The following is a 14534-nucleotide window of genomic DNA, read 5'->3' as shown; positions in this document are numbered from 1 at the left end:
TAAGGATCAGCAACTGAGGCGCGCGCAAATGTCTATAAACTGGATTGGATCTGGTTCTCGAATGGGTCGCTGTGTTGAGGGCATACGTGGGACTGACTCGGATCCAGCTCCTTCTTCTCTTCCAGATTTTGAGCCAGAGCTGCGTGAGGAAGTCTGCCGAGGCCAGCTTGCATCGGCTGCGAGTCGATGTCCTTGAAACGTTACTCGAGACGCTAGCTCTGGTCCGAACAGCCGATCTGGTCGCGGCCATCGGGCTCGTGACCGCGCCGGCGTGGCGTGGAGCTCACTGTGCTCTGTTGGGATTGCTGATGGGCGCGAGGATTCGCGTGGGCCCGCCGGGCGCTGGTCGCCAACAAGACCTGCGCGATGCTACTTCGATCCAGGCATCCGCAACACGCGCGGAATAGCCTAAACTCACAATATCATGGGGGCTGGGTTGCCGCGAGACGTTGGATTGCCGACCAGACTTGGCAAGGCCACGAACAATTCGGCTCGCATGAAAGCCGCGGCGGCGACGAACCGGCGCACGGGCGCCTCAGCTCGGAAAGACAAAATGGCGAGTTGACGCTTGCAGCCAATGCGCCACACGTGCACCACAAGGTTGGTCGCGCCTAAACAACCATATCGCGGCGAAAGCCTTCTGGTGTGGCCTGCAGGCGCAGCCGAACAAAAGGACCTAGAGCGATCTGCGCAGTCGGTCGTATCGGCTCCTCCTTCCCATCCTCTGGGCCCGACGCGTTTCCAGTCAAAGTAGCGATAGATCCCAGACCAGTGATGGACGGGGTTCCCGCAACGCGCACAGCTAAAAAGGCCTGAGCTATTCAAAGCGGCGGAGACCTGCTCCTGAACCACCGAATAAGCGGTGCCGCACCCGATGCATGAAAATTAGACTATCATTAGTCTTCCTGAGTCGATCCAAAGCGGCCAGTTGGCCGCTGCGATGCCCGAAGGAAGCGGCTCTTGGCGCTCGCGGGTTGCACCCCTGTTGCTAGTGGCAGGACGGCAGCAGGACGGTGATGGCTTAGGTCAGAACGCCGGGGCTGCGGCCGGCCACCAAGCTGGCGCGGAGCGTGTCATCCGTGATCTCCCTCGCCGATGATGGCCGCAGACCTCGACGCTGGGCAGGCGATTCGATCTGGCATTGTTGAAGCTGATAGCCCGCCATTCATCACGAGAGGCGCGCCCCACCTCATGTGCCGGTAAGTGACGCGCTCCAATACCCAACTGCGTGATTCCGCGAACGTTGATGCGGGCGATTTTTGACGCTCTGAGGTGGCCAATGTCCAAAGGTAACTGAAACCGTGCCCGTATCGGCGCGCTCACGAGAAGGAGCTGTGACGACGGGCATTCTTGCAAAGTCGCGCTCGGTCATCATACCGATAAAAAACGCGAGGTCGATGCGGCGCCTGCAAGATAATCAACCGAAGGTCCGTAGCATCCTCGAATGCAGCAGGCGGCACGGGTGGTGCAGAAGAGAGTTCAGCTTCCAAGCGTTGCCTTAACGAGGCATCGAAAATCTGGAATGTTTCACCGCATTATTAGATGGTGGACTTGGCGCGGCCTTATTGATCGGATGTCGCTTTGCAACGGAGCAGCAAGCGGTTGATCAACAATGTCGCGCCAAATCTGTCGTGTGTTCTCGAACGCATCAATTGATGTCGTTCGCTTCGAGCCGGCGCTGCCAATTGAAGCCGCTGCAATCAGGCAGCGCGTTTTCGGTGAGCCTGATCAGAGGCCATTTGGGTTAAGCGACGGAAAGATAGGCATCGAAATAGAAGAGGATGCCAACAGACGATAGTAGATTGAAATACTCAACTATTGCGTTTGCGGGGTCTGGACCTCTAAAGATCCTCTTGCTTGATCATTGCTCGCCCGGTCGGGAGTCCAAACGTTTCGATCGCGAATGCCATCCAAAACATCTTCCTTGAAAAGGAGCTGGCTTCTTGATGAATTCTGGAGAGCCGATGTGAGTGTACTCGTGTGGAAACAACCAGCCGCTGGAAACAAGCTGTCCCGTCGGCGCCAATCGGCAAATAGCGCGATCGAAGCTCTTCTCGGCCGCGCCCGCTCGGAGAAGATCGCAAGACCTAACAAAAGCTTCTTTGGTGACATTCTTCTCACATCAACCGACTGTTTGTTGTCTATCCGTCAAATTGAATGCCCGGAGCACATGCAGGGTCAGCTTGCGAGAAAGCGCAGGCTGGCTGCCGAGATCGACTTGTCCACAAGGCCAACCAAGCAGCTCAGAGGCCGCCGCACGAGGGGCTGCGATGTCCTCGGGTAACTCCATGCTTCATCTTGGCTTAAATCTTCATGGTGCCGGTGGTCATTTCGCGGCGTGGCGCTGGCCGGGCACAAATCCAAGCGCCTTTTTCGACATCGAGCACTACGTCCGCACTGCGAAGATTGCGGAGCGTGGTCTGCTGGATGCTGTATTTCTGGCCGATACCCCTGCGATAAGTTCCGACATTACGCACCAGCCGCCGCTTAACGGGCTCGAACCGACGCTGGTTCTCGCTGTGATTGCACGTGAAACGGAGCGAATTGGCCTGATTGCGACAGCGTCGACAACCTACAATGAACCATACAATCTCGCTCGGCGTTTCCAATCGCTTGATGTCATCAGCGGTGGCCGCGTTGCGTGGAACGCGGTCACGACGTCGAGCCCGGCGACGGTTGCAAACTTTGGCGGTCGAGAGGTCGGGCGAGCGGATCGATACAGACGCGCCGAGGACTTCGTTGAAACCGTCCGTGCTCTCTGGCTGAGCTGGAGCGGCGAGATGGTCATCGCCGATCAGGCTGCGGGAGTTTACGCAGATGCGAGTCAATTCCGCCTGCTCGACCCCAATACGAATAGTTTCGGCATCCGAGGCCCACTCACGCATCCCGCTTCGCCCCAAGGCCAGCCAGTCATCGTTCAAGCGGGTGGTTCGGATCCCGGACTACGGCTTGGTGCCCGCAGTGCAGATGTCGTGTTTGCGGCAGCTGGAGACTTGACAACGGCTTTGCAGGAGGCAGGGCGCCTGCGCGCGCTCTCTCGGCAATTCGGCCGCCCTGCTGCTCCGCTCATCCTGCCAGGCCTTGTCACCTGTATCGGAGGCACCGAGGAAGAAGCGGCTCGTCGCAAAGAAAAACTGGACGGACTGCTCGATCTGGAGCGCGCCGTCGCCTCTCTTGCACGAAGCATGGGCGTGGCGGTCGAGAAGCTTAGCCTCGAAAGGCCGATCCCGGAGGAGATTTTGCCTAATGCAGATGATGTTCCGTTTTCTGTCGGTCACCATCGCACGATTGAAACTCTGGCACGTCAAGGTCGGACGGTTCGCGAAATCATCAGCAGCGTTCAAGCTTTTGGCCATCGCTTGCTCGTGGGTGCACCCGAGCAGATCGCGGATTCGATTGAGGCATGGTTCCGCGCTGGCGCGGTCGATGGTTTCAACATCATTCCCGACGTGCTGACAGATGGCACTCAAGCGTTTGTCGACAATGTGGTGCCCATCCTGCAGAAGCGCGGGCTATTTCGCAAAGAATATCGGGGACAGACTCTGCGAGAGCATTTCGGGATTTCCATTCCTTTCGAGCCGGCACGAGCCACACCTAGCTCACAGTTCTGACGCTTCCTCAACACCAAATGCTCTGGAGCCTGAATATGCCTTTATCGAATTCGCGGTCAACGAGGCGCTTCACTGGCAAGCCGAACTATCCAGCAAGAAAAGTGGCGGCTACCCTTGTCGTGCTATTGGGCCTGTCGCAATTGGTGCCCAGCATTCATGCTCAAGAAGGGTTAGCCGGCAGTGTAAAGCGAGGAGGCGTTATTCGTTACGGGCATTTTCAAGAGCCTGCTTGCCTGTTCGGGGGCTGGGTGCAGCAATGGTATCTGCAACGTCAGTACAGCGATAATCTGGTTGCGCGCACCGAGGGCGGCAACATTGTGCCATGGCTGGCTGAGTCTTGGAGCATTTCCGACGACAAAAAGGTGTACACATTCGAGATAAAGCCGAAAGTAAAGTTCACTGACGGGACTGCGCTCGATGCGCAGGCTATCGCTGACAACATCAACGGATGGCTTAGCAACGACCCCGATCTTCGCAATCCGACTGCCGCTCCCTATCTTGGCGATAGCTTCGAATCGGCAACTGCAATTGCTCCTCTGAAGTTGCAGGTAAAATTAAAGGTGCCGTTCCAGCCCTTGCTGAACGTATTCGCCCAATCCTCACAAGGCATTCTCTCGCCATCGGCGCTCAAACGTGGACTCGCGGTCAATTGCGAGAACCCTGTCGGTTCCGGCCCATTCATTGTCGACAAGTGGCGCCGTGGGCGAGAAGTCACCTTCCGCCGCAATCCCGACTACAATTCGGCCCCGGCCACCGCAAAACATCAAGGGCCGGCTTACGTTGACGGGATCACCTGGAAGTTTCTGCCAGATCAGACTGTCCGATACGGCTCGCTGATCACGGGCGAGACCGATGCCATATACGATATCCCGGCTGTCGCATGGAAGGACGCCAACTCCCGCTTTTCAGTCTTGCGGCACCTTACCGGCGGCACCCCCCTGCGCTTGGCATTGTATACGGCCCGGCCCCCATTTGACGACGTGCTCGTCCGCAAGGCCTTTGCCTATTCTACTGACCGAAGAGCCGCGGTCGACACATCCTTCCTTGGCTCTTTGCCGTTTGAGGGCAACGGGGCGCTAAGTCAGAGCTCGCAGGAATATTTGCCTGAGCTCGGCCATTCCTATGGATACGATGTTCGGAAGGCCAATCAGCTGCTTGATCAGGCGGGTTGGACTGAGCGAAATCGTAACGGCGTTCGTGTCAAGAACGGCAATCCGCTCATCGTGCGCATTTCCTATTCGAACGCGTTCCTGAAGCCGGATGGCGAGCAAGCCTTGCAAGTTATCCAGCAGCAGGCAAGGGAGGCCGGTTTTGACGTACGTCTTCAACCCACCAATCCGGCTGATTTCTTCGCCGGAAAAAACCTCGGACCCGATGATTATGAGGTCGTTCTCCTCTATTGGGTTGCCCCCGGCGCTGAGATATTCCGGATCTCGTGGAAGCCCGATCAGAACGGCGAGACCAATCGCTTCAATCCCTCACGCTATCAAGATCTGACGCTTTGGGACGTCATTCAAAAGGCGGAGCAGGAACTCAATGGGGCGCAACGTACCGCCCTCTATCAGCAGGCGGAACGGAAGATCGTGGATGAGGCTCCTGTGATTGGCCTCACGGTGCTGGACGTAACGTTGGCAACCAAGCCGAATCTCAAAGACGTTTGGCTGGACCGCGGCTCGGTTGGCGAACCCGTTTTCTATGACGCTCATTTCGATGACGGGAAGTGACGCCGTGATGATAGTAGCCCATCGTCCCATCGTTTGGCTCGCGCGCCGGATATTCTCCGGCGTGGTCGTGGTGTGGGCTGCCGCAACCTTTGCGTTCTTTATTCAATGTGTGCTCCCTGGCGACCGCGCCCAGATCATCATCAATGTGACGAGTGGCAACGTCGGGCCGGCGTCGTCGGCGGAGCTTGCAGCGATCAACGCGAAATATGGTTTTGATCAGCCGCTCGCGGTTCAATACGGCAAATACATATTGCAGATCCTGCATGGAGATCTTGGCGAGTCGTACCAGCAACATCGGCCTGTCGCAGCGATTATTGCGGAACAGATTGGCCCCACGATTGTTCTGGCCATCGCTGCGCTGCTGACCGCATGGCTTATCGCAATTCTGACAACCTTGTTCATCGCTGGCAGAGACAACATATGGTCGAAGCTGCTCAATGACACACAAGTCTTTTTGGCAACGGTGCCGCCTTACTGGCTAGCCACAATTCTGCTTGTGCTCTTTGCGGTAAAGCTAGGCATTTTTCCGGTGATCGGGGGAAATTCGCCGATCGGGCTCGTTCTGCCGACACTTGCGTTGGCTCTTGAACTATCGGGCTTTTTCGGACAAATCGTTCAGAACGAATTCACGCGCGTGCTCGAGCAGCCGTTCGTTACGTCCGCAAGGGCGCGGGGTATGAGTGATTTCGGCGTCAGGCTTCGCCATGTCCTCCGCCATGCCGCATTGCCCGGCATTACTTTATCAGGTTGGGCGCTCGGCAAACTTCTTTCGGGCGCGATTTTGATCGAGGTGGTTTTCGCCCGTCAAGGCCTAGGTGGCGTCCTTGTCGCTGCGACGTCCTCGCGAGACGTTCCGATTGTCTCGGGAGCTGTTTTGATCTCCGCGGCCCTATTCGTCCTTGCCAGTATCATTGTCGATCTGACTTACCGGGTAGTCGATCCGAGGATCAAGTTGACATGAGCATGTTCGCCGAAGTTACCTTGTCTCGGCCGCTTAGAGAAGTCCTAGCGATCGTGCGTCATGTCCCCTTTCGAATTGCGGTCTGTCTTATCATCTTTGGCGTCTTTGTCCTCGCGGCCATGGTGCCAAAGGTGCTGCAGACGCACGATCCGCTTGCTATTGATTTGAGATCGGCATTGCAGTCTCCGTCGATTGCTCACTGGTTTGGAACTGATCAACTGGGTCGAGATCTTTACTCTCGCGTGGTCGAGGGCGCAGGCCAATCCTTGGCTATCGGACTTGGCGCGACGGCGCTGAGCATGTCCGTTGCAATGGCCATCGGCGGCGCCGCTGCACTTTCTGGCGGTTTATTAGACGGCATTCTCAGCAGAATTATTGACGTGCTCCTCGCAATTCCCACGCTCTTGCTCGCCCTTGTGTTCGTGACAGTTTTTGGGCCGTCAGTATTGACTGAAGTCGTAGCTGTCGGAATCGGAACAGCGCCGGGCTATGCGCGCATGATCAGGGGCCAGATGCTTTCCATCAAAGGGGCAGGCTACGTGGAGGCCGCTAAGGTGCTGGGCCATTCATTTCCCCGTATTGTCTGGAGGCATATTCTTCCCAACGCCATGAACCCGCTGACGGCAATGATGACGATCGGCGTAGGACAGGCGATTATATGGGCCTCCGGTCTTGCTTTTCTAGGACTCGGCGTCGCTCCCCCGGCGCCTGAATGGGGCGCGCTGCTCAATGCCGGGCGCAATTATGTAATCTACGCCTGGTGGCTTGAGATCATACCCGGTTTGGCAGTTACGGCGTTTGCCCTCAGCCTCACCATCATCGGGCGCCATCTACAGGACCGTCTGGAAGGACAAAGATGAATGTCGCAGGGTCGCCCTCAGCCTGTCCCGCAGCAGCCAGACCTCCTCAGGGTCGAATCGCTGCGTGTTTCCTTCGGGCGCGGCATCGCCGAGAACACGGTCGTGCGCAGCATATCCTTCTCCCTCCGACCGGGACAGTGTCTTGCGATTGTCGGTGAATCCGGCTCGGGCAAGAGCGTGACTGCGCGGTCTCTCATAGGCCTTGCTGGTCGCTACGCCAATGTTCATGCACGCAAGCTAAGCTTCGACGGGATGGACCTAATCGGCCTTAGCGATCGTGCCTGGCGGCGCATCCGCGGCACCGAGATTGGCTTTGTATTACAGGATGCACTCGTCTCGCTTGACCCGCTTCGCCGGATTGGCAAAGAGGTTGGTGAAGGCTTGCTCCTCCACGGTGCGGTATCATCACGCGAGGAGCTCGCGCAGCGCGTCATTGCTCTCCTTAAGCTCGTCGGTGTCCCTGAGCCCGAGACCAAGGCCGAGCAGCTGCCGCATCAATTATCCGGCGGCCAGCGTCAACGGGCTCTCATCGCTTCGGCACTTGCACTCGATCCGCGCATCCTGATCGCAGACGAACCGACGACCGCGCTCGATGTGACAGCGCAAGCTCATGTGCTGGCACTGCTCGAGGAGACCAAAACGAGGGGCAAGGCTCTGATCCTGATCAGTCACGATCTGGCAGTGGTCTCCCGCGTGGCGGATGAGATCCTCGTCATGCGAGGAGGCGAGGTCGTCGAACGCGGCACCGCTGCCCAGATATTCAGAGATCCGCGACACCCCTATACTCGTCAGCTGCTGGACGCCGTGCCATCAGGCCGGCCGCGCGGCTCACGCCTCTCACCATCGACTATTGTGGGTTCGCCTCTGCAGCAAATACAGCTACCCCTACAATCGCTGCCGAAATCTCGTCCCATCCTGCTCGAAGCGACAAGTCTGGTGAAGCGCTTCAAGGGCCCGGATGGCACTTTACGGGCGGCTGTGGACGACGTCTCCTTCGAACTGCGATCCGGCGAGACTTTGGGCATCGTGGGTGAGTCCGGATCAGGAAAGTCAACGATGGCGCGCATGGTCCTGGCCCTCGACGAGCCTGACGAGGGAGCCGTTCAGCTTGCAGGCCGGCCTTGGACCAGGCTCGCCGAGCGCGAACGGCGGGCTCGGCGGCGGTCGCTATCGATCATCTACCAGGATCCTCTTGGCTCGTTTGATCCACGTTGGACGGTCGGGCGCATCATATCCGACAGCCTTTCGAGCGATGTTGAGACACGGCGCAAGCGGCAGGAGCGCGTTATCGAGCTGCTCGATCTGGTCGGGCTATCCCAGGCCTTGCTGGACCGACGACCGCTCGAGCTCTCGGGCGGTCAGCGCCAGCGCGTTGCGATCGCCCGCGCGATTGCACCAAATCCTGCCGTAATCGTCTGCGATGAGCCGGTTTCGGCGCTCGACGTCTCGATCCAGGCCCAGGTCTTGGACCTGCTCGGCTATCTGAGGGACCACCTCGGCGTAAGTTATCTCTTCATCTCGCATGATCTCAGTGTTGTTCGTCTTATCAGCGATCGCGTCATAGTTATGCGTCGGGGGAGAATTGTCGATAGTGGCGTCACTGACGAGATATTTCGTAATCCACAGTCTGAATATACCAAGAGCCTTATCGCCGCCATGCCGCGTCTTATGCGCGACCACAAGATAGGTCATTCAGCTACGATCCTCGAAGAAGGCATCGCATGAACGGCTTCGAATTCGATCCCTTATCATAAAAATGTCTATCTCCGATCGCGGGGGCATTCGCCTTTGCACCCGCCGATTTGGTCACGATTGCGCGCTCGTTCATCGCTCGACCAGGACAGTCTGTGGCGCGGGTTCCAACTAGATGACGGACCGGCGCGCCGAGCAGGGCTAGCCGAGTTCGAACACTCGCTAACCGTGAGGTCGGCGTTCCGCAAATATCGAATTGCAAGTCATCGATTGAGTGCCCGCAAGGAGACTAACGGCTCTTGCTCTCCTGCTAACGAGCTCGGAATTTTCGCTTTCGCGATACCCTTGCGAACATGGTGCGGTCCCTGACAACGAAAGCGTGTTTGTCAGGTTCAAAACATTCGGCGTCAATATCGATTTCATGACGCCTATTCAGCCCCTTGCTTCCGACTGATGCGCGGCTGGCACGGTCGTTGCTATCGGATAACGAGGTAACGCAGCGTAAGGGCTGAGTGCAGCCCTAGATGACGATCACTTTTCCGCCCGGAAGCCGTGGGTCCATTGAGAAAGAAGCAAGACCTTGAATTTTTCGCATTCTGTTTGATGGAGAGCGATTTGGATGTGCCTATAAGAGCTGACGAGCCAAACCGCGACTTCTGGACATATCGGCACCGTCAAACGACCGTTGCGTTGTCAGCGAACAATTTCAGCGAGCGAGCGGCAGTGGGGGGCGCATGACTAGAATTCGGCTGACGTGCTCAAGCGTGCCGGCTGCGGAGATCACCGACACAATAGGCGCCTCATCGAGGCATCGTGTCGCCATTTCGCCGACGAGTTCGCCACCGGTCGCATAGCGTACCTCCAAGGCGGAACAAAAGAGAGGTCAATAACAGGCCTCCCGTAATCCGCGCAATACGGAATCGTCGTGATGTCGCAAACGATCGGCGCTGATAGCGAGTGCACCGCGAATGACGGGGCAGAGCACTGGTCAGATCCGAAACACAATCTTTCATCAGATGGCGACTTTGTTCGGTACTGGAGCCGAGCTGCCGATCGGTTGCGCGCGGTGGCCGCCGTCGGGAGGCGAACCGAAGAGGCGATCAGAAGGACCGGGACTGGCTTGCAGCTATCCTCCGAGAACTTTAACGGTCACGACCTGTCAGATTTCCCGTTGCGACGCTGTACCCTCAATCGTGCGCAGCTCTACGGAGCAAAGTTGGATCGGGCAGACCTTTCTGAGGCCAATCTTATCTGTCCGGGGCTGGAGAGGGCAAGTTTCCGCGGGGCCAAGCTCGATTTTGCGTATATGCACGCGATTGCAGCGCAGGTCTGCAACTTCGATGATGCCAGTCTGCGCAATATCATTGATGCGACCGGCAGTCTGTTTCACGGTTGCAGCATGAAAAGGACACGCTTTGACAACGCGATGCTCAGTGGACTTCTCGCTTACCAGTGCGATGCGAGTTATGCTGTATTTGATGGCGCGGAATTACAGGGTTCGACCATCAATGAATGCTTTCTTCCTTCCGCTTCCTTCCGCTTTGCCAAGCTGAGCCAAGTCACGATTACGAAGGCGTATCTGGCGGATTGCTCGTTCTTCCAGTCAAAGGGGGACTGTTTATCGATCGTGCGTCCCACCTCGGTCGACGGTCTTGTCCTGGAAGGCGCTCATCTTCCGTATCTGAGACTCTCAAAGGTGAGCGGCCGCATTGCGGCGAGAGCCCTGAACGCTCCATTCGCTGATCTTCACCTGTCAAATCTTTCAAGTGCGGAGCTTGGGCAGGCAGACTTGAGCCAGGCGCGGCTTCTGTCCGTAAGCTTGTCCAACGCGAACCTCGTTGGTGCTGTGCTCAACGGTGCATCCATTCATTCATGCCAGCTCGACGGAGCGGACCTATCTCTGGCATCAGGCGAATGCATTTCGATAACAGAGAGCACAATGCGAGCCGCCAAATTATCGGGCTTTCGTGGCCGCTGTGCCTTTGTGCGCGACTGCGACCTCGAACGCGCAGACCTATCTAATGCTTATCTCTACAGGTCGATGATTACCGGTGATCCCCCGCAATCAATGGCATTGGATCACGCGAATCTCGAAGGATCCAATCTCGTGCAGGCATATCTTGCGGCGGGAATGACCGGCAGCAACCTGGAGGCTGCGCGCACCGCATACGTTCGTATGAATCAATCATCCTTGCGCAACGCGAACCTGAGCGGGATATCGCCCTTCCAGGCCAGCTTCGTAAAGGTCGACGTTTCGGGCGCAAAGATAACGACATTCGAGCCACCGTTTTTTGCAGACCGATGTCCGGGCCTTCAGACCGCCCTTCAGGATGATCAGCCGTGCGGACCATCAAGCTATCTAGCTGAGTTCTCTTCGTTGATGAGACGCGGTCGAGAGGGATCAACCTGATGATTAGACCAAGGAGATAGAATGTTTGGTCGCTTGGACGAGATTGCGCGGAAGTCTCGTGCTTTGGCAGGACGAGAAGCCGTCGTAAGGCTCACTAGCGTGCGGCGCCAGTGCAGCACGCGGTAGACCTTCCGTCAAGTGATCGATCGGAAGGCCCTTCTTTGGCGTCAAAAGCGGAAACAAAAGTATGCATCTAGACTCTCTTTCAGCGGGAAAAACCTTCATCCGGGAAGTCGCGCGAACGGGTCAGACTATCGGCACCGTACACACTTTAGGCGCCTTGCACCTTGGGCATGCAGAATTAATTAGAAGAGCGGCAGTCGAGAATGACGTCGCGATCGTCACAGTCTACCCGAACAAGAGCCAGTTTGAGCCAGGTGTTAGCTACCATTTCAATTTGGACGATGATATTCGGCTTGCGCTACGTGCAGGAGCGACTGCCGTGCTTTCGTCTAACGACGCCGAGATGTTCCCCGCGGGCTATCGGACGCTGATATCGCAAGACGATTATCATTTGCGTTTGGACGGGCCTCAGGAGCACTTGAAGGAGGCCGTTACCGGTGCGATTCGCTGGATCTGCTTTGCACGACCAACTCGCAGCTACTTCGGCCTGAAAGATATCGGTCAGGCGATCCTGGTGAAGCGCGCCGTCGCAGACCTCCTTCTCGATTGCGAGATACGGTTTGTGCCCACCGTGAGATATAGGAACGGAGTGCCCATTTCGTCGCGTTTGAGGCGATTTAGCCGCTCCGAGCTTGATGAGCTTTCGTGTCTCTCCACGGCATTGGACCATTCGAGGAAAGAGATCGCCCAAGGAGCGTCGAGCGTCAAGGATCTGGTAGCGTCGGCTACATCTAAAATAGCGTTCCGACAATTTAAACTCGATTTTGTTCGGATTGTTGGCGCTGATAGCTTCGTCGACCTGGAGCAGGTCAAGCTCCCTTTCATAATTGTTGGAGCGGCAATGGCTCATGGTCTCAGGGTCTTCGATAGTATCTACGTTCCAGATCAGGATACACTCCTGAATGGTCCTCCGGATGTCTGGATCGATCTGCCTGAACAGTCCTAGCCGCACGATTATGCATAGCGTGATGTTGACAAAAGCAGCGACTCCGGGCCTGCCCGAACGCAGGGGCTGACTGTGCATTCGGCTTGATTTTGCCTCCAGCGCATAACCACCTTTAACCAGCGCTGGGAGCTCTCACTGATCCATTGAGTAGATCGACTTGGAAAGTCAATGCGATCCTTACTGCCCGACATGGTAGGGCGATGCCAGCTGCACTGTGAATTAGTCTGGTCGAGCGCCCGTCGCAGCCAAGCGCTGCGCCAGCTCGAAGCGATGAATCGCGCCACACCGTAAACTCTCGAGAGCAGAATCTGCAAGTGTGTGTGTGTGTATGATCATGACAAAGCGATCGGAAGATTATAGGGCTGAGGATTCGTGTGTTATCCCGCTGAGCAAGCTGGATGTAAGCGAGGGCAAGCGCTTTCAAGACGACAGCATGTGGACTTGCTTTGAGCGGTTGCGAAAGGAAGATCCCGTTCACTACTGTCAAGATAGCGCTCATGGTCCATATTGGTCCGTAACGAAATACCGGGATATCGTAGCCGTAGACACAAACCACAAAGCGTTCTCGTCAGAGGAAGGAGTCACGATTGTCGACGTGCCTGGCGAGCACTGGACCCCGAGCTTCATCAAGATGGGGCCTCCCAAGCACGCCGAGCAGCGCAACACCGTAAGCCCGATCGTCGGACCGGAAAGCTTGACGAAGCTCGACGGCTTGATCCGGTCTCGGGTCAGGGCGATCCTCGCGGGCTTGCCGCGCAATGAGACCTTCAACTGGGTGGACATGGTCTCAATAGAGTTGACGACGCAAATGCTCGCCACGCTGTTCGACTTTCCATTCGAGGATCGGCGGCTGCTGACCTATTGGTCGGACGTAGCTGTTGCAGCTCCGAAAGCAGGCCATGCAATCGACAGTTGGGAGAAGCGAAGCACCATCTTGTCTGAGTGCTTAGACTATTTCACCCGGCTTTGGAACGAGCGCATCAAAGCCGAGCCGCGCCTCGACCTGCTCTCCCTGATGGCGCATTCGCCGGCCACGCGGCGCATGGGGCCAAGTGAGTTTCTCGGAAATCTGATTCTGCTGATCGTTGGTGGCAATGACACCACGCGCAACTCGATTACCGGCGGCCTCCTGTTCATGAATCAGTACCCCTCCGAGCTGCGAAAGCTAATTGACAATCCCAAGCTGATCTCAAGCGCCGTGTCCGAGATTATTCGGTACCAGACGCCAATCGCGCATATGCGCCGTACCGCCGCGATCGACAGCATCGTAGGCGGAAAACAGATCAGGAAAGGCGACAAGCTGGTCATGTGGTACATCTCCGGTAACAGGGACGAAGAGATCATTGAGAACGCCAACAATTTCGTGATCGATCGCAAGAATGTGAGGCAGCATCTCTCGTTTGGATTCGGCATCCATCGCTGTCTTGGTCGACATCTTGCGGAACTGCAGTTGAGAGTCCTCTGGGAAGAGATTTTGTCTGCGGAATTGTGGTTCGAGGTTGTCGGCGAACCCGAGCGGATTGCGTCTAACTTCGTGCACGGCTATTCCGCTCTCCCCGTGCGGATTGCAGCCTAGGCTCAAATTGCTCTGCTCACGCAGACGGCAGGCGGCAGAGCGGGCTTGTCCTGAGCCATCTTTGGTTTCTGCAAGCAGCGCAGCTGAGGTGATCGACGGGAACAATGCTGCATGTCGGAAGCAATTACCGGCCCGGCAGACGCTTGGAAGGACCTCTAGGTGAGGCGCGCGTCTCGACTCGCAAGCGCTTGACACGCTAATTGAACCTCAACGGCTATTCCGATGCAGGTCTCCGGGCCACCTCGAATAGCCGAAACCATAGAGGCCAATGACCTTGATGTTGAAAATTGTAGCTGCGGCAGCGATTTTCCTTGGAGAAGCTCTTTCGATATTCGCCGAGTGAATTGCCTCAAGGCAATTCGGAAAGGCCGGTAACGATCTGGCGATGCTTTGGCCGATGTTTCTCCTGGTATGCCTGGGTGGCATCCTCCTCGTTTTCGGATACGCGCTGGGCTACATGCATCTCAAGAATATCTGGATCATTGTCTCGATATCGGTGGGAGCTATCCTGGTCGTGGAGCCAACTCACGGTTCTGCTCTTTAGAGACGTGCCGACCGCCGGTTCGCTCATTGGGCTGGTTCTCGGTGCGCTTGGTGTGCTCGCTGCCATATTTCTATGAAGGTGATCTCA

At 56.8% G+C, this 14534-nt stretch carries 8 protein-coding genes; all 8 read left to right on the top strand.

Annotated features, from left to right (window positions below; genetic code table 11):
* The first annotated feature begins 2270 nt into the window (after positions 1-2270).
* The 8 genes from GGD66_RS12240 (at position 2271) to GGD66_RS12205 (ending at position 13903) form a co-directional block, all read left to right on the top strand.
* On the top strand, positions 2271-3611 hold the full coding sequence (locus tag GGD66_RS12240) for an NtaA/DmoA family FMN-dependent monooxygenase (RefSeq protein ID WP_183257895.1): 1341 nt from the start codon (positions 2271-2273) through the stop codon (positions 3609-3611).
* 35 nt (positions 3612-3646) lie between these two features.
* On the top strand, positions 3647-5335 hold the full coding sequence (locus GGD66_RS12235; RefSeq protein WP_246788851.1) for an ABC transporter substrate-binding protein: 1689 nt from the start codon (positions 3647-3649) through the stop codon (positions 5333-5335).
* Entirely contained in the window at positions 5307-6296 is a 990-nt protein-coding gene (locus GGD66_RS12230; protein WP_183257893.1) for an ABC transporter permease, read from the top strand. Before GGD66_RS12235 ends, GGD66_RS12230 begins: the two co-directional genes overlap by 29 nt.
* Entirely contained in the window at positions 6293-7156 is an 864-nt protein-coding gene (locus GGD66_RS12225) for an ABC transporter permease (RefSeq protein ID WP_183257892.1), read from the top strand. Before GGD66_RS12230 ends, GGD66_RS12225 begins: the two co-directional genes overlap by 4 nt.
* On the top strand, positions 7157-8881 hold the full coding sequence (locus GGD66_RS12220) for an ABC transporter ATP-binding protein (RefSeq protein ID WP_183257891.1): 1725 nt from the start codon (positions 7157-7159) through the stop codon (positions 8879-8881).
* A gap of 895 nt (positions 8882-9776) precedes the next feature.
* Complete coding sequence (locus GGD66_RS12215; protein ID WP_183257890.1) at positions 9777-11258, top strand: pentapeptide repeat-containing protein; 1482 nt, start codon at positions 9777-9779, stop codon at positions 11256-11258.
* A gap of 187 nt (positions 11259-11445) precedes the next feature.
* A complete protein-coding gene (locus tag GGD66_RS12210; protein ID WP_183257889.1) occupies positions 11446-12327 on the top strand; it encodes a pantoate--beta-alanine ligase in 882 nt (293 codons plus the stop codon).
* Between the two features lie 328 nt (positions 12328-12655).
* The gene (locus tag GGD66_RS12205; protein ID WP_409362364.1) at positions 12656-13903 is read left to right on the top strand and encodes a cytochrome P450; all 1248 of its coding nucleotides are present in this window, start codon (positions 12656-12658) and stop codon (positions 13901-13903) included.
* Positions 13904-14534: the final 631 nt, after the last annotated feature.

It is taken from the genome of Bradyrhizobium sp. CIR48 (assembly GCF_014198315.1).
GTDB lineage: Bacteria > Pseudomonadota > Alphaproteobacteria > Rhizobiales > Xanthobacteraceae > Bradyrhizobium.
The sequence above is the reverse complement of the archived record's forward strand: the minus strand, read 5'-3'. Positions and strand labels throughout refer to the sequence as shown.

Coding starts and splice junctions, on each gene's coding strand:
- GGD66_RS12235 (WP_246788851.1), top strand. CDS start 3,647: ATGCCTTTATCGAATTCGCGGTCAACGAGGCGCTTCACTGGCAAGCCG.
- GGD66_RS12240 (WP_183257895.1), top strand. CDS start 2,271: ATGTCCTCGGGTAACTCCATGCTTCATCTTGGCTTAAATCTTCATGGT.
- GGD66_RS12225 (WP_183257892.1), top strand. CDS start 6,293: ATGAGCATGTTCGCCGAAGTTACCTTGTCTCGGCCGCTTAGAGAAGTC.
- GGD66_RS12210 (WP_183257889.1), top strand. CDS start 11,446: ATGCATCTAGACTCTCTTTCAGCGGGAAAAACCTTCATCCGGGAAGTC.
- GGD66_RS12230 (WP_183257893.1), top strand. CDS start 5,307: ATGACGCTCATTTCGATGACGGGAAGTGACGCCGTGATGATAGTAGCC.
- GGD66_RS12205 (WP_409362364.1), top strand. CDS start 12,656: ATGATCATGACAAAGCGATCGGAAGATTATAGGGCTGAGGATTCGTGT.
- GGD66_RS12220 (WP_183257891.1), top strand. CDS start 7,157: ATGTCGCAGGGTCGCCCTCAGCCTGTCCCGCAGCAGCCAGACCTCCTC.
- GGD66_RS12215 (WP_183257890.1), top strand. CDS start 9,777: ATGTCGCAAACGATCGGCGCTGATAGCGAGTGCACCGCGAATGACGGG.